Origin of the sequence: Parabacteroides massiliensis (genome assembly GCF_900155425.1) — a bacterium.
Classification (GTDB): Bacteria; Bacteroidota; Bacteroidia; order Bacteroidales; family Tannerellaceae; genus Parabacteroides; species Parabacteroides massiliensis.
The window spans coordinates 173,082-190,819 of sequence record NZ_LT700190.1; the positions used below are offsets into that span (position 1 = coordinate 173,082).

At 35.6% G+C, this 17,738-nt stretch carries 12 protein-coding genes and 2 pseudogenes; 10 read left to right on the top strand and 4 right to left on the bottom strand.

The genetic code is table 11. The features are described 5' to 3' along the window. Nucleotides 1–57 precede the first annotated feature (57 nt). From BQ9893_RS07805 to BQ9893_RS07815, 3 genes are all read right to left on the bottom strand, one after another. Nucleotides 58–990 carry a hypothetical protein gene (locus tag BQ9893_RS07805; protein WP_075965594.1) on the bottom strand — a complete coding sequence of 311 codons (933 nt, stop codon included), beginning with the start codon at nucleotides 988–990 and terminating at the stop codon, nucleotides 58–60. 374 nt (nucleotides 991–1,364) lie between these two features. After that, complete coding sequence (locus BQ9893_RS07810; RefSeq protein WP_075966079.1) at nucleotides 1,365–3,101, bottom strand: recombinase family protein; 1,737 nt, start codon at nucleotides 3,099–3,101, stop codon at nucleotides 1,365–1,367. Between the two features lie 328 nt (nucleotides 3,102–3,429). Further along, nucleotides 3,430–4,764: an ATP-binding protein gene (locus BQ9893_RS07815; protein WP_075966080.1), complete on the bottom strand. Its 1,335-nt coding sequence runs from the start codon at nucleotides 4,762–4,764 to the stop codon at nucleotides 3,430–3,432. 400 nt (nucleotides 4,765–5,164) lie between these two features. Here BQ9893_RS07815 and BQ9893_RS07820 point away from each other — a divergent pair. The 10 genes and pseudogenes from BQ9893_RS07820 to BQ9893_RS07870 form a co-directional block, all read left to right on the top strand. After that, nucleotides 5,165–5,726 (top strand): annotated as a pseudogene (locus BQ9893_RS07820) (phage integrase SAM-like domain and Arm DNA-binding domain-containing protein); the annotation flags it as partial. A gap of 65 nt (nucleotides 5,727–5,791) precedes the next feature. Then, on the top strand, nucleotides 5,792–6,784 hold the full coding sequence (locus BQ9893_RS07825; protein ID WP_075965595.1) for an IS481 family transposase: 993 nt from the start codon (nucleotides 5,792–5,794) through the stop codon (nucleotides 6,782–6,784). A 23-nt stretch (nucleotides 6,785–6,807) separates the two neighbouring features. Further along, nucleotides 6,808–7,617: pseudogene (locus BQ9893_RS07830) on the top strand (IS256 family transposase); the annotation flags it as partial. Nucleotides 7,618–7,785: 168 nt separating this feature from the next. Then, complete coding sequence (locus BQ9893_RS07835) at nucleotides 7,786–8,166, top strand: hypothetical protein (RefSeq protein ID WP_075965597.1); 381 nt, start codon at nucleotides 7,786–7,788, stop codon at nucleotides 8,164–8,166. 1 nt (nucleotide 8,167) lies between these two features. Next, a complete protein-coding gene (locus BQ9893_RS07840) occupies nucleotides 8,168–10,237 on the top strand; it encodes a hypothetical protein (RefSeq protein ID WP_075965598.1) in 2,070 nt (689 codons plus the stop codon). 1 nt (nucleotide 10,238) lies between these two features. After that, nucleotides 10,239–12,461: a tail fiber domain-containing protein gene (locus BQ9893_RS22335; protein ID WP_081415409.1), complete on the top strand. Its 2,223-nt coding sequence runs from the start codon at nucleotides 10,239–10,241 to the stop codon at nucleotides 12,459–12,461. Further along, a complete protein-coding gene (locus tag BQ9893_RS07855) occupies nucleotides 12,445–12,639 on the top strand; it encodes a hypothetical protein (RefSeq protein WP_005644728.1) in 195 nt (64 codons plus the stop codon). The genes BQ9893_RS22335 and BQ9893_RS07855 overlap by 17 nt, the downstream gene beginning before the upstream one ends. 2 nt (nucleotides 12,640–12,641) lie before the next feature. Continuing rightward, complete coding sequence (locus BQ9893_RS07860) at nucleotides 12,642–13,739, top strand: hypothetical protein (RefSeq protein ID WP_005644726.1); 1,098 nt, start codon at nucleotides 12,642–12,644, stop codon at nucleotides 13,737–13,739. 1 nt (nucleotide 13,740) lies between these two features. Beyond that, the gene (locus BQ9893_RS07865) at nucleotides 13,741–13,983 is read left to right on the top strand and encodes a hypothetical protein (protein WP_075965599.1); all 243 of its coding nucleotides are present in this window, start codon (nucleotides 13,741–13,743) and stop codon (nucleotides 13,981–13,983) included. A 287-nt stretch (nucleotides 13,984–14,270) separates the two neighbouring features. Beyond that, on the top strand, nucleotides 14,271–15,170 hold the full coding sequence (locus tag BQ9893_RS07870) for a ParB N-terminal domain-containing protein (protein ID WP_005644723.1): 900 nt from the start codon (nucleotides 14,271–14,273) through the stop codon (nucleotides 15,168–15,170). 662 nt (nucleotides 15,171–15,832) lie between these two features. Here BQ9893_RS07870 and BQ9893_RS07875 read toward each other — a convergent pair. Continuing rightward, nucleotides 15,833–17,002 carry an ATP-binding protein gene (locus BQ9893_RS07875; protein WP_075965600.1) on the bottom strand — a complete coding sequence of 390 codons (1,170 nt, stop codon included), beginning with the start codon at nucleotides 17,000–17,002 and terminating at the stop codon, nucleotides 15,833–15,835. Nucleotides 17,003–17,738: the final 736 nt, after the last annotated feature.

Here is a 17,738-nt window from a genome sequence, read left to right on the forward strand (position 1 = left end):
CCGATGAGTTTAAAAACGTAAAATAATCTGACACAGTTTATTTTACATCCTATTCATTTATATTTCTGTTACTTTTCCTGTCTCCACATCAACAGTAAAAATAACTTGTTTCTTACTTCCATCATAATTGGTAATATCAATTTGAAATTTCCAGATAGGATTACTTTGTTCCAAAATTGTTATATTAAAAAGAGCATCTTTTTCGATGTTTGTCAAAGATGAAATAGGTATATCCCAAAGATCTTTAGAAATAGCATAATTGACTCTATGAATGTAAATGTCACATTTTTTATTATCATATCCTCTTCCTCTTTCGTAGAAGCCTATACCATCTGTATAAGAAACAGGAAAAAGATTTTCTAACTCTATTAAACGGTTGTAAGGCTTACTTTTCAATTCCACAATTTCTTTTCCTTCTGGAGATACAACTTTATAACTATAGCTATCACGAATGTAGGAAGAAACAACAATACTTTCCTGATACCAGTGGGACTGAATAATACTGGGATTTACTGCGGAATAAACAATCATTTTATCATCATTTAAAAGAAGGATGTCTTTTTCTAATGCTGTTCCTCCACCCAGTGTAGGTAAAATAACACCATATGTCAGTGTTGGAATATATCCCCAATTCGTTTTGTAAATACCTAGTTTAAAACCAAATGAAACAATATTAAGAAGTTCTGTTTTACCATATCCCAAATCGATTTTTATTGTACGCTCGATTGTCTCCGTCCCATTCCATTCTTTCAATTGTTCCTTTGTATGCTCATCAAACATTCCGACCCACATTTTTTCATTTTTAATACCTGTCAAGAATGTTGTATCTTCGTTATAAGGACACAGAATAATACTATATATATCAAAGCCTTCTTGATTTTTCACTTTGTAATCATAAAAAATATCAATACTGTTGGATTCCTTATCACAACTGGATAACAGTAATAAAGAACAAATAACAAACATACATACATTAAAAATTCTATTCATCTTGATTCTTGTTGTTTTTTCCTGTTCCCTCTGGAAAGATTAACAAATAAAAAAGCGTGGGAACTATTGAATATTACTTAATCTGAGGCTCTGGACTGCCCAAACACAAGTAATAAACAATAGCCCACGCCATACAGTTATATAAGCTACACTAGGTAGATATATAGCACAGCGTGAGCGATTACTGTCTATTATCCCTGTGTTTTAGAATTGTCCAGATTCCAGATTAAGGATAATATTTCAAACGCTCTTATTAACTATGTCCCTTCTAAGAGGCTCAACTCCTTGAACTTTAGAAGTTGGTGCAAAGGTAGGTAAAGTTTACAAGACAAAAAAAGTCCTGCCAGTTTATTATGCCAACAGGACTTTCTTTGTTAGTAGTATCTTCTGTTTTCCTCAATATCTAGATAATTTACAAAATCTATAATACTGTATTCCTTAACTTCTCCAGTGAGATCACCTAAGTAAATGGAACCATCTGAATTAATGGTTGCCTTCTCTTTTAAATGGTTGATATATCCTTTATTTGTTTGAATATCAAAGTAAATATCAGAACTAGGGTAAAAGATTGTGTAGTATTTGCTATTAGATTTTGAAGAATAACCCAGATAAATAGTTTGTCCAGTAGAAAAAGTAACAATAATAATAGATGTTTTACCTTCTCCAAAAATCATTATCTTATCTATTGCCTTATGTACCAGATCATACTTTTCTGTTTCATCTGTAATACTTTCCACTAAAGCAGATTCTTTACTGGCTCTGTTGATATTCTTTATTCTGGATTCATTAGAGTGTATTAGTTTTTCCAGTCTTTCCTTTTCTTTCTGGTATTTGCTGGCTTCTTTATTGATCTCTTCTACTTCTTTCATCTTATTAGCATAAAGATCTGGCATATTAGGAAACTGGATTTTTATTTCAATGGCTGCATCTACTATTATGTTTGCTCTAGCAGTAAGTTCAGACTGTTTACCATCTAAAAGAAGAATCTGCCGTTTATATGATTCAATTTCTGCCTGTAATGGTTCTATCTGTTCCTGTGCTTTCCCTGCTGCCAGTTCCTTATAGAAAAATGTTTTTACTACATTCCAAACAATAGAATCCAGCTTATTGGAAATACATTTGGCTGTACAATGTACATTTTTGTTACTTGCCTTCTTGTACTTATTAACGCAGAGATATTGGTTTGTTCCAAAATTATATACATACTTTACATCACAGTGGGGACAGTGGATCAGTCCTCTAAGTAATGGATTATACTTAGTTCCAAAACTGTTACTTCTTTTTGTCCGTTCTGCTAGTTTTTGTAGTGAGAGTTCAAATTGTTCTTTTTCAATAATAGCAGGTGTAGAAATAGTAACCACTTCCATAGGTTTACAATAAGTACTACCTGCTTTCTTTTCTTTTTTAAGAGTATAATTTGCTTCACCTTTATACACTGGATTCGTAAGCATATTGCAAACTGTTCCTGCTGTCCAATTCTCCTTTTTGCCTTTAGTTGGTATTTTCTCTGCATTCAGAAGAATAGCAATTCTTTCTGTTGAATATCCATCTATAGACAATTGAAAGATCCTTTTAACAACTTGTGCCTGTTTTTCATTGATGGATAACATTTTAGTCTCTTTACTGTAATCATATCCATAGGGAGCATAATATGTATAACTTTTACCTTCTCTTAAAATCTTATTTCTTTTACTGGATATAGTTCTTTCTTTGAGTGTTGCTGCTTCTTGTTCTGCAATAATGGAAGCAAAGCCTATCAACATTTTAGTTGAAGCATTAACAGAACCATCATCATTTAAGGTAGAAAAGCCATCTTTCTTTGCATATATACAGATTCCTTTATCAGTAAATTCCTGTACCTGCTGTTGTAAATAAATTGCCCTTCTACTTATACGTGATATTTCCCAGACCAGAATAATATCAATATCCTGCTTCGTTAGCTTTCTTAGTTTTTCAAACTCTGGTCTATTATTATTGAATCCTGATTCTTTTTCTTCAAATACATAGACTACTTCTATACCGTTTCTTTTGGCATAGTCTTTCAGTTCATTCGTTTGTTTACTATAATCTTGTTGTTCTGTAGATACTCTACTATAAATTGCACCTTTCATAACTTTGTCATTTTTCTTTGAGGCAAAGATAATTATACTAGATATATCTGCAAATATTTTATCTAGTAGGTAGTTGATATACAGTAGATTTCGCTGATGATTGTCCAGCAGGAATAGTAACACTACCTTCAATGTGCCTTTCTGAACCAGATACTGTATAGTACACCTCTCTTCTTATTTCTTTAGCAGTAGTTAAAGTGATATTAGAACTTGCCGAAAGATATATATTATTTCATCTACACCTGCCGTAACAGTTATTACAGGTTCTATTGGTGCATTTTCTTTAAATTTGGCTGTCACAGTACAGACGGGACGAAGGAAATATTAATTACATATCAAGCATAGAAAGATTACCCAATGTTAGGGTACATTTCTTTAGTTCTTTTTGCTTTGTCAATAAATGATCTACCTTTTCTTTTAGAACTCCTTCTTTATATCGTTCAGGATTTCTTTTGACTTCAAATATATCTACTCTTGTATTGTCAGCGGATACTGCTATAATATCAATTTCACACTGATTCTCTGTGTTTTTTGGATTCCACCAATTTCCAATATAGCGATACTCCATACTTTCAATCATCTTTTGGCGAAAGTATCTTTCAAGAATATCACCTGTATAGGTAGTATAATCATCAGAGATGATTTTTTTCAACAGTTTCCAGTTCCCCATTTCTACGATAGACCTGTTCTTATGAATATATTTGAACCAAAACCGGAGAAAATTATCTGATATCTCGTACTTAATATTTTTCCCTCCTTCAGATGCTCCGTAAGGCCTGATCTTTGCAATCAATGAATAATCTTCTACAAGACGTTTAAGAAATCCCCCAATGCTTATTCCTCCTAATGCTCCCTCAATATTTGCCTGCGTGTTTATACCTGTAGAAATGCAACCAAGTATCGAGAAATACGTTCCATAATCTTTACCAAATTCCTCTATCAAGATATTCTTTCCTTCACTGACAAACAAAGAATTATCTCTTATCATATAAGAAATCATTGAATCTTTATCTGTGACTAAATTGTCCATAAATAGTTCTATATATTTAGGTACTCCACCTGTATATGTATATAAAGCAAGTAAATCTTCATTAGAATAGTCTGGTTTGTAATCTTTAATGATTTCCTTAATTGTATCAGTCCTAAACGGATTCAATTTTATAAGAGCGTCACGACGTCCAAACAATGGTTCTTTTCGGTCCTCGAAAATCTTGTTCATCATGCGATACGCAGAACCGCAGACAACAAAATTCACATTGGTCTCCTGTCTATACCGATCCCATACATCCTGAATATGACTAAATATGGCACTATTTACATAATAGAAATCTTGAAATTCATCAATTACAAGGTTAAACCGCTGCTTCTTGGCTACTTCCATCAGTATCGTAAATAAGTTCCTAAATGAGGAAACTTCATCAGGTATGAAAATATCTAGTACCCTTCTGATTTCATCAGAGAAACGTTTTACAAGAATTGATTCATTATCTCTTGATACAAACAAATATATAGTCGTTTGTCTCATAAAAGCTTGGCGAATTAGGCTTGTTTTACCTATTCGTCTTCTTCCCGTGACTACCGTTAATCTCGAATGATTTACATCAGAAAGATTTTTAATCCTTTGCAATTCAGCTATTTCTTCAGTCCTATCGTAAAATTTCATCGCATATTCATTTATCGTAATGCCGGTTACAGTAACCGACATTACAAAAATAGCTATTTATTTTGATAGGACAAAGGTAGCAATAATCGGCGAGATATGGAAAGGTAGATCAAAGTTATTGAGAAATAGGCATTTTGAGAAAGTTGCTTCTGTAATCAGATGACGGGATAAGTCAGGTCTGAACCAAGTTAAGACTTCGCTACGTTACCGATTCGTTACCCTGCATAATTGGTGGTATCGGAGTTTAGGAATAATACCGAAATACACTATAAACAGTGAGTTACTAACAATTCACGCAACTATTTCGGTAACGGATGATAATTGCGCTGTACCTCTGCGATTTGCGTATCGACGAAAGACTCTTCACCGAGTAAATTTGAAACCAAAAAAGTTCAGAAAGATGAAGAGTACATTTTCAGTTATTTTCTACCTCAAACGGCAGGTAGTGAAGAAAGACGGGACAGTTTCCGTCATGGGTCGTATCACGGTGGACGGAAGCCAGACACAATTCAGTTGCAAGCTGACCGTCGATCCGAAGTTGTGGGACACCAAAGGTGGGCGTGTCACTGGCAAAAGCACGGCGGCACTCGAAGCGAACCGCCTGCTTGTTGATGCGCACACGCATCAACAAGCACTATCAGGAAATCATGGAGCGTGACAACTATGTCACGGCGGAAAAGGTCAAGAACGCCTTTCTCGGACTGGAACACCGCTGCCACACACTGATGCAGGTGTTCAATAAGCACAACGAGGACTACGAGAAACAGGTGGCGGCAGGCATGAAAGCCAAGGGCACGCTTGCCAAGTACAAGACCGTTTACAAGCACCTGCAAGAGTTCCTCAATATCCGCTACCATGTGAAGGACATCACCATGAAGGAGCTTACCCCGGCATTTATCTCCGACTTCGAGATGTTCCTCCGCACGGACAAGCATTGCTGTACGAATACTTTATTATATGTAAAGTATCAATAGATACGCTACATTTTTTCTTTTCGTAGGCAAATCTTAATCTGTATCTTCGTAGCATGAAAGAAGATATACGGAAAATACGGATGCGCCAAAAATGGCTTGAACTATACGCCGAAACGGGTTCTGTGACAAAAACTGCCCTTCGGTGCGGGATTGCTCGTTCCACGTTATACCGTTGGATAAATCGCGAGAAAGAACAAGGCAAGTCGGAATTGTCCGATAAGTCTAAACGTCCATCAAGACTTGCCAATATGAAGATAACACCTGAAATTGAAACCATTATCCTTAATCTGCGTAAGACGAGAAGATGGGGAGCGCAACGGATTGCCAACTATCTGCTTAGAAAGAGAATAAAGCTCTCAGCCATGACGGTGTGGCGTGTGTTGAAAAAGCATCAGGTCAAAGCTGTTGTGAAACAGCGTAAAAAGTCAGACTATATCCGATATAGTAAAGAAATTCCTGGGGAAAGGGTTCAGCTGGATGTAATGAAAGTACGAAACGGAGCATACCAGTTCACGGCCATAGATGATTGTACCCGTTTGAGAACCATTCGTATATATCCCAATAAAAAAGCGGAAAGTACAATTCATTTTTTAGGAGAGATACTGAACACCTTTCCTTTTCCCGTTCAGCGGATACAAACTGATTGGGGAACAGAATTTTTCAATTATGACTTCCAATATGAACTGCATGACCATTTTATCAAATTCAGACCAATCAAACCAAGGACTCCGCATCTGAATGGCAAAGTCGAAAGGTCTCAGCAGACCGATAAGACAGAGTTTTGGAATCTTATAGATTTGTCGGACAAGACACTTGATTTGAATATGATGGCTATGGAATGGCAGGAGTTCTACAATAAGAAACGACCACATTCTTCACTGAACGGCAAGACTCCGATGCAAAAATTCAAGTCTGTCGAGCACCTTGTTCCGATCCAGCCCGATGTGAGTGAAAAATTCTGGGAGTCAAACGAAGAAATTCTTCCACGTAATTACAAGTATCTTAAATTCATAAAACATCGAAATAAGAAAACTGTTATTCGATAATCCATGGAGAATCAAAATATATCGCCGAAACGATTAGTTCCATAACCGACCGTGTTCTTCCAGAAATAAAGGCTTGGCGTTCCCGTACCCTTGATGCTGTCTATCCGATAGTCTGGATGGACGCAATCCATTATAAAGTCACTGACGAGAGAGGGTGTGCCGTTACCCGTGCAATCTATAACGTCTTAGGTGTCGACAAGGAAGGGCACAAGGATTTGCTTGGCATGTATATCTCTAAAAATGAGGGAGCCAATTTCTGGTTAAACGTATTGACGGACTTGCAGAACCGTGGAGTTCATGATATCCTTATTGCTTGCGTTGATGGTCTGAAAGGCTTTCCGGATGCCATCCAAAGTGTTTTCCCGAACACAACGGTACAACTTTGCATCGTCCACCAGATACGTAACTCCATTAAATATGTCGGTAGCAAGCATCAGAAGGAATTCCTCAAAGACTTGAAACGGGTTTATGGCGCGGTAAGTAAAGAAGCCGCTGAAACGGAACTTTTTAATCTGAATGAGAAATGGGGAGAAAAATATCCTATCGTCATCAAGTCATGGGAGGATAACTGGGAAAAACTTACTGAATACTTCCAGTTCACATCGGATATACGCCGTATGATTTATACCACAAATACAGTTGAGGGCTATCATCGCCAGATACGGAAAGTGACAAAAAACAAGGGCGTATTCCCTAACGACACCGCCCTTGAAAAACTGGTTTACCTCGCTTACCGCAATATACGTAAGAAATGGACCATGCCACTGGCTAACTGGGGAGCCATTGCACAACAACTGGCGATAAAATTTGGAGATAGGTTTAAATTATTGTAATTTTACGCTCGTCGGGACGGGTGGTCCCGCCCCTTGGCGCTGGCCGCTCCCCGACCGATGAGATTGAATGAGAATAGAGCATGACACAGTTTAATTTACACAACCGGTGCTGCTGGTTGGCTGGCTTATGGTGCTAATATCCTTAGTAGTATCAGTGCTGCTATACCAATGATAACCAGTTTAACTACTGCTTTAACGGCTAAGGCTGCTGCTGAAGCTGCTGGTAGTGCTGCTGCTGTGCCTGTAGTAGGTTGGATTAATGCCGTTGCTGCTATTACGGCTATAATGTCTGCTATGGCTGCTGTACCAAAATTTGCTGATGGCGGTATCATTGGCGGTAATTCCTTCATTGGCGATAATATGATAGCCAGAGTAAACAGCGGTGAAATGATTCTGAACAACAGACAGCAAAGGAATCTGTTTAACCTTTTAGATGGTAAAGGTGGAACTTCTGTTAATGCTGGAGGAGAGGTTAAACTAAGGATTGAGGGTAGAGATTTAGTAGGGGTTATTAATTCTCAAACAAGTAAGACAAGTAAATACAAGTAATATGTACAACCTTATATATACAATGCCATTTACTAATGTAGATGGTGAAGCCTTAACTGTACAAATACTAGAAGATGGTGGAACTGGTTCACCTGTAGAACTAACAGGTGGCACACCACCATTTATAGTAGATGTGAATGATGAAGATTTTTTATATACTCCAACCAGATTCAGCGGAGCTACATTAAAGTTAGTTGGAAGTGACTACTTACAGAAATTGTTTAGTACCCAATACCAGAAGTTCAAAGTTAATTTGGTAAAGGCTGGTTCTGTTATCTGGACTGGCTTTATAACTCCAGAATTATATTCACAGGATTATGATAACAGCTTGTTTGAATTGGAAATAGAATGTATATCAGCCCTATCTACTTTAGAGTACATAGACTTTAAGCAAGAAGGAGCTACTGTTTCCTTACTAGGTATTATTAAAAAGTGCATTACAGAAAGTAAAGGGGATTTTAGGGCAGTCTACATACCAAACGTCTATACTTCTTCTTTAGATGGTATAACTGTCAGTACTGCCAATTTCATAGATGAAGATGGCAAGGCTATGACTTTGAAAGAATGCTTGGAAGAAGTTTGCAAGTTCCTCAACTGGACTGTAACGGAATATGATGGTTGTATTTATTTTATTGATATGGACTATATAAAGGCTGGTAAAACCAGTTATACCAATATACTTACCAGTACTACTACTACCCTATCTTCTACTATAAATCTAAGGGATATACCATCTAAAGGAAACAGTAACCTATTATCCATATTAGGAGGATACAATAAGGCTATAGTAATTGATAGTGACTATGAAGTAGATTCTGACATATTATATCCAGAACTGGAATTGAATCTGTCAGGTGGAGAGTTGTTTAAATTTGAAAAGACAAAAGATGATACCATATATAAGAAGGAGTATTATAATTCCAATTTGGAATTATTCAATTATGTACTGTCCAATAATTCTTATACAACGTATGATAAGTCGTTTAATACGGACAAACAATCTGCTGGAGCAGTAGCAATGCGAAAAACAAGTTATGGTAAAACAGAAGCATTATCAAAATATAGCTGGCAGGAAATGATTGAGATAAAACAGAAATCTGCTATTATACTGGACAATAGTGCTCCCTATTATTTGTATAAAGACATATACCACAACGGGGAAGAGATCAAAAACGATCCTTTCATTCTTAATTATCCTGCAATCAAATGCAAGGGTAATGAATTGTCTTATCTGGTATTTGATCCAGATATAAAACTGTGTATCAACTTTGACATCTATCTGACTACCGATAAGGATGGATTTGAAGGGGACTTTAAGCCAACAGGACTTACTTCTGTTCCAAAATTGTTTATTCCAATGCAATTAAGGATAGGTGATCATTACTATAATGGCAGCAATTGGGTAACGGATAGCAATACCATCTTCAAAGTATCAACAACTGCAACACCAAACAATTATGTAAATACTTGGTTACAGGTTTATAATTACAATGATCCAGAACTGAATGTCCCAGATTTAAATGGCTATATTGTTTCATTTAAGAGTATTACAACTGGTGATATTGAATTGACAATATACAATCCTGCTATAAATCCTTATAGTACTCCAGTATTTGAAAATCCAATCGAATCCTTTTTTATACGGAATATTGAAATATCAACTCAAAGGGTAAATGCAAGTAAATCCGATTCAACTAAACAAGATACAAAATATGAGAATGTTGTAAATGAAGGATTCATTAATGCTTTGGATGATATTGAATTTAAGATAACATCAAAGAATGAAAGCGAATTATCCTATAGTAAGGCTATGGATGGTAACAGTATATTGGACGTACTCACAAATAATATTGACAATAACAGCGAGAAGCCAGAAAAGCTACTGATCCAAAGGATCATTAACCAATACAAGCAGCCTAAAATAAAGCTGGTACAAGTTATAAAACCTGACATTCTGCCTTATTCCAAAGTAACAGACAGTTATTTGTCTGGCAAACAGTTTGTATTTACTGGTGGAAGAATCAATTATGAAGATAATAGTATAGAATGTAACCTTATAGAACTAAACTAATATGGATATAACAAGTAACAGGATACCTGCCACACCTAGAAGCAAATATGCCAGATACGGTAACAATAATGTATCTATAAGTGGCAGCAGTGGAGGTGCTAATATAGATACTTCCAACTTTGTCAGGTTAAGAGGGCAAACCAGCCAATCTATAGAAGGTGCAGTAGCAGCTACTGGAGAGATTATAGCTTATCAGACAAATCCAGAAGCAGGAGACTTTCAATTCCCTATTGCTTCCACTGATGCTTTAGGTACAATCAAAGTAGGTAACGGACTTAAAATAAATGAAGATGGTACTTTGTCTGTAGATGGTGAAATTGGGGGTGGAGGTGTAAGCAGTTGGGACGATCTTACAGATAAGCCAACTACATTTCCTTCTACTTGGGAACAGGTAACAGGAAAGCCAACTGAATTTATACCGTCTGCACATACACACGTAATGAACGACATTATGGATTTTAATGGAGTTACAACAGATACAGACCAAACAATTACAGGACAAAAGACTTTCAGTAAGGCAATATTAGGACAGGCAGATGTAGTGGCTTATGCTACAGGAAAACACGATATAACATTTCCTATTGCCAGTAAAACGGCTTTAGGTTGTATTAAAGTTGGAGAGAACTTAACCATTACAGAGGATGGTACACTGAATGCACAGGCTGGAGGCGGTATTACTTCTGTTACTTGGAGTGATGTGCAGGATAAGCCATCTGTATTTCCTACCGATTGGGCAAATATAAGTAATAAACCATCTATATTTACACCATCCTCACATACGCATAATTGGGGAGATATAAACAATGTTCCTAAAGGCAATTTTAATCAATATGGAGTTGTAAAGTTGGCATCTAGTGGTGGATTGGGTTTATATGATGACTTACTAATGTTAGCTCCTGCCAATGGTAGCCAGATTGGAGGTGTAAGAATTGGTAGTGGTATAAATGTGACAAGTAATGGAACTATATCAGTAACAACAAGTACTATTGGTGCTGCACCTTCATCACATACACACAGCCAATATGTAAATAAGTCTGGTGATACAATGACTGGAAATCTGAATATTGATACTAATTCAGATTACAGTTATCTTAGATGTGTTAACAATTCGAACAAATATATCCAATTCTCCAGTCAGCCTAATGGTGGTGGTGTGATTCAAGATGAAGGAGGGAATACTGGTAACAAATTTATCATTCAAGTTGGCGCAAGCTATCCTAACAATGTGATTTTTCAAGGTGGAAACATAAGTGCAGCTGGAGATATTGTTGCATATTCTACTGGAGCAGGGACACAATCACCATTTAAGTATTGGAAGCCTTCTGTATCTTCTTCTGGTGTACTAAGCTGGACTAATTCAACAAGTGAGGTTGTTCCTTCTTCTGTCAATATAAAAGGTACAAAAGGGGATAAGGGAGATAAAGGGGATACTGGTGCACAAGGTCCAAAGGGGGACAGAGGCGCAACAGGTCCACAAGGACCACAAGGTCCAGCAGGTTCTTCATTCACAGGGGGAACAGTACAAAACACAACAACATTCGAGCAATCGACAAATCATAAACGTGGAGCTGTATTTTCAGGCTTTCATTACAACACATCTGGAGCAATGTTAGGAAATGTTGTAATTGAAGGAGCTGCAACACAATGGGAAGCTGCACAAATAATGATGATTAATAATTCACTGTCTAATTATGGCAAGCGATGGAAGATACAATTGGGGGGATCTGGCTTAGGAAATGGAGATTTACAATTTCAGTCAGACAATGGTAGTACAGGATCAAGTACTTCTTCGCCTTATTTTAGATTCAAGATCTTCAAACACGGTACAGCAACAAATGCCTGTGCTGGTGCGGGGGCTTATTCTAATGCGTCTGATATCAGACTAAAAAATAGAGGTGGTAACATAACTGGTGTACTAGACACATTAAACAGACTTAATGTTTTTCATTTTACAATGAAAGACGATGAATTGAAATTACCAAGAATAGGAGTATCAGCCCAAGAAGTGCAGGAAGTTTATCCAGAATTTGTATCTAATATAGGAGAAGAAACGGATGAAATATTAGGCGTTGATTATGCGGGATTGGCAACAACCGTTGCAATTGAAGGCTGTAAGGAACTGCACAACATTATTAAGGAGCAACAAGTAAAGATAAATGAATTGGAATCCAGATTAGCAAGTTTAGAAACTAAAAACCATTTAAAGGATGAAGAAGCTAATTAGATGGTTAGCCAAAGTATTTAAGGCTGATATTACAGTAGAAAGGATTATTTATAAAGAAGTCTATAAGCCATTGGAAGATAAATTATCTGGCAGTATCTCTTTAGATGGTGACTTGTCTGTAGATGGAAGTATAGAAGCGACAAAAGATATAGTATGTTATAAGAGTAAAACCAATTAATTATGGCAAAGCTAGGAGCTACAAATATATCAATAATGGATGTCCGTAATATATTGGGCTATCCATCAACAGACTTAGGTACATTATGCACTTGCAATAATATAAACCCGTGGTCAAAATGGAAACCTATTCATTGTGCCAATACGCTTACACTCAATAATGAATTATTAAAAAGGAATAAGTATGGTATTGAAATCTTAGAGGCAAATAACCCTGGGGCACTTGTAAATTTGATTAAGCAAAATAATAATTCAGGGTATAAGTATGATAAGCCTAGAGGCGGCTCTTTCAGTCCTTATAGATTGGGAGACTTCCGTAATTATTACCATAACGCATTATTACCTGTATCAGCCTTTTATAAAGATGGAGACGAAATACATATTGGAGGTATAACATCATCCAATCACGGCAGTTATGAGGCAATTATAGAAGGAATGAAATTACCCGATTTAGAACCAGAAGAAAGTGATTACATATCACAAGGAATGCTATACGATTATCTCGATTATTCAGGAAATAAAATACCATTAAAGAAAGGAGTGTATTTTACAGATGGGACAAATGATTGTTGGTATAGTGGAAAAGCATACTACTGGACAACGGAATTTCAAAGATTTAGTGGTAAACAGGTTGAAGCCTATGAATTTTATACCAACGCGACAAGAACACCTAATGATTTGTGGGTAGCAGATGCAAAAGACAGGTTTTATGCACTTCCAGAACCTTATCATACAATTTCTGTTGACAAGAAAGTACCAGCAGGAAGTAGAAAGGTTTTAGTAATATGCCACCCTGAATTATCAACTGATCGCAGATCTGTTTCTTATACATTACAATTTAGTGCCGTTGGAGAAGTCTATAGAGGTGGTACAATATCAAATATCCATATTCGTATAGCGAAAGACTTAAAGGGTATAAATATGATAGACACTAAGAAAATTGCGGATAGCCTGACTATACAAGATGAAACAGAGTCATTAACTTATACAGGTACTCTTAGGAATCTTAATGGAGAAACAAGTATGTATGTACTTGTGTATTATGATAACGCGATACAATGGACAGGAGTACCGTTTATGGAAGTTGACCCACAAGCATAATATGACTAAGACAAGAATTAAAACAGAACTGGCTGCTGCTATAATATTGGTAATAGTTGGATGCTTTCTACTGATAGCAGCAATATATATTTCGCCTATAGGCATAATTCACCCGTCTGTACTGGTTGCATTTGGTGAGATAGCAGTATTTGCTGGTAGCCTATTTGGAATAGATTTACATTATAGACTGGAATTTAATAAGATAAAGGCAGAAGTTGGAGCAGATAAAATAGAAGATAAATAATTAGAGCCTGTTTACCTTTATATGGTGGACAGGCTTTTTTTGTATGTATTGGGGACTAGACCATTTAAAGAAAGAATGTCCAATTATAAATAATTAAAACATCATTAGTTAATTAATATTCAGATATTTAATCTGGTTTTTAATATTGTTTTATGTGTCAAAATGCAATATGGTTAATAAAATATAATAATATTAATAATACAATTTATTAAATATTGATAATCAGTAATTTAAAATCGCGTATTATCACTATATTGCGATCAATTAATCACAAAAATTAATACATTATGGCAGATAAGAAATTAGAAAAGAAAGAAGAAAAGATCTTCACATTGGAAGGCAGTGAAAAAATGTTGGCATTTACGAATGTAAATAGGGAAATCAATAAAAGTATAGTCAATTCCAAAAAGAAATCTATTGAAGAATTTGGCTTACTAACTCCAATTACAGTAGTAGATGCAAAAGACGTGATAGATAAAGGAATTACTGTTTATGATGCCAGTAACCCTAAAGATATAGTAGATTCTGATAATGCAGATAATTATCTGGTAATACTGGATGGACAGCATAGATATGCAGCTATCAGAGAGTTAAACAAGAAAGACAAGTATTTTGATATTTGGTTAATGTACCCGCTTAATAAAGATGTAGCTATTACTACTATGCTGATGGAGATTAACACTACGGCTGTTAATTGGGAGAATGATAATTATATTGATGTATTAGCCAAACTAAGACCAGAAGATAAGGGACTGGCTTTTATTGATAAGTATATGAAGTTAAGACATAAGAGGGCTAAGAAAGGTGAACCATCTGATAACCTGCCTAATAACGGTTATGGTTTGTCTGTATTATCTAAGTATCTTACATTAAAGACAGATATAAACAAACAATATCTTTATAAGATGGCTAATAACCCTAATAGACAACTGCCTGATTCTATAAAAATAAATAGAGCAGAGAAGATAATACAGACTGGAATAGAAGTAGGTTTTACACATATATTCTTATCTAGCAGATTCTTTATTGATTGGATCATTAACTGGGTTCTACAGGAATATTCAGTAGAGAAGATACTAGAATGTACAAAGGAGTCAATAACACCAGATAAAGCAAAGAAATTGATGGAAGAATGTAATGCAGATAATTACATAAAACAATTTGATGAAGCAATAGAACTTCATTGATACATTAAGTCCAGTTATCCTAGTGGTAGCTGGACTAATTTATATTAAAGGGGTATGGGGTTGAATTTTAAGAGAAAGTAGAAAGTAACCACGCTCCCCCCAACTTTTCACGGCTGGTAAGTTCCTAAAGTCCAAAACTCCATCAATAAAGATAAATGTATAACTCATTTATAATCAGTATTATTACATACTATATATAACTGTAAATATTAAATCTAAACCTACTAATGTATATGTAGAAAATTGGTGATTAGAAATAACACTAAACCCTATGAAAGACCTATTGTAGTGGATTATATATGATTTTGCATAGACACTAACACATCGCAGTTTGTAATGTTACGATAGGTGATAGTTCATCAGGCGGTGATGGTAGATTATAATTTATTAATCTGTTGTATTAAAAAATATTGGGCCGTATCGATACTCACAATAGAGCTTGATACGGCCTTATTATCTAACAGCAATTACTCAATTAGTAAACCTCCTCCCAATGAGCCATCATAACTCAGCCAGACTCTACCGTAATATGTTCCATTTCCAGTTGTTCCATTAACATTAGAGTCGGGTTACAATTCATATCTCAGGTAAACCTTCTTCTTCGCCGGTGCAGCGGTCTTAAACTTGGCCGTCACAGTACCAGTCGAGGGACGAACGAAACATCAATAATTCAAACCAAACCACCATAATGGCAAAATATTGCCAGAAGAATACTCAATTTGGTCCTTAACAATGTATCCTTCATTGGCCTCCTTTATCTGCTTCATGCCTTTAGATTTGCCTCCAATTTCAAAAGTTCTTCCATCGATTTGAAAGTCAGAAATATCGGATGATGTCACCACATTTCTTACTCTTGTTTGGTTTATGAAGAATGTTTCGCGTATATTTCCTATATTAGGTTCTCCTTCTGCAAGTGAGTATATCAAGTTTGCATTATCAAGATACACTTTTTCAATTTTTCCTAATCCTCTTACACCTCCTGTGTTATCTCTTAATTGAGTAATCATTCCTGCGTCTTCAATGTATTGAAAGTAATCAGGCATCATATTTCTATTCGCATCTATCAATTCAGCCAGTTTACTCATATTGGGCTTGAAAGGAACGCTTTTTGAAATAACCATTAGTAACTTTTTCAGCCTTCTACCAGTAGAAGCAGGCAGGTTGGCAAAAGAAGGTATATCATTCTCCAATGTTAGATTGATGATTTGGCGTAATTTTTCATCGAATCCGCTTTCCTTGGAAAATGGATAATAACCATGCTTTAAATAATCTTCAAAGTATAATAAAGGAGTCTTTATTTCAAACTCTTCTGGTAATCCTTGAATTATTTCATCCAAACTATAAATGGGACTAGTGATCTGATGAAACAATGCCAAGTATTCCCGAAAAGACAAACCATACAAATCGTACAGAACAACGCGACGGCTTAAGTCGGAAATACCTTTATTTATATCTAAAATAGAAGAACCTGAAAATACGATCTTTAATTCACTATAATAGTCATATATTAATTTAAGTTCTTTAGACCAATCCTTGTATTTATGAATTTCATCAATAAATAAATATTGAATTCCTCTTTGAACCAGTCTTTCTGCCAAATCTAAAATCCTGTGTTCACTGAAATAAATATCATCGGCATTGATATATAGGACATCATTGATGTTCAGGTCATTTTTGATGTGCTGTAACATTAGTGTAGTTTTCCCAACCCCTCTAGGGCCACGAATCCCTACAATCCTATTGCCCCAATCTATTTCGTGATAAAGGTATCTAAAAAAACTAAGTTCAGTTTCTTTGACTAATTTTTTGTGTATTTTGGTAAGTTGTTCCATATTACATCCATTTGTTTCTACAAATATAGCAAATCTGCACTTTAAAAATGCAATATGAGCAAATATTTGCACTTAAAAAATGCAAATATCTAGTTCCATCTGATTATATGCTACCAATCAACAACAATTCTGCCGACTGTACTGTGACTGCAAACTTTGCTGCGATGCCAAAGACAAAGTGTTCTATATTTATAAGTATAATGTGTACAGTCGCTGGTACTGAAGATGTTCGAATTGATAATTATCAAATTATAGGGCCAAGTATGAGAAGCGGTGAAAGTATTGGAGGTATGGGAACAGTTGAAAGTGATTTGTAACTGGGGTCTTATACGGTAACAGCGCATGCTTCTTATAAAAAGAACGGTAACTGGAACGATCCTAAAGTGATAAATGTTTCATCAGGTGGTGATGGCAGATTGTAATTTGTTAATATATTGTGTTTAAAATATTAAGCCGTATCAATATTCACATAGATCTTGATACGGCCTTATTATCTAACTACAATAACTTAATTAGTAAACAATGTCAAATTTATATCGATCTGACATTCCCAAAGAAACAGAATATACACTAATCATACCACTACAATTGCTTGTAGTTAAACCATAATAGCTGCTATCACCTTTAGTTATAGAGAAAGTGAGTTCTGTATTTGTGTAATAATTAGTTCAAGGTTACCAAACCATTGTGTGAAATATTACCAATTTGCACAACTATAGTTGCTAGACTGGTAAGG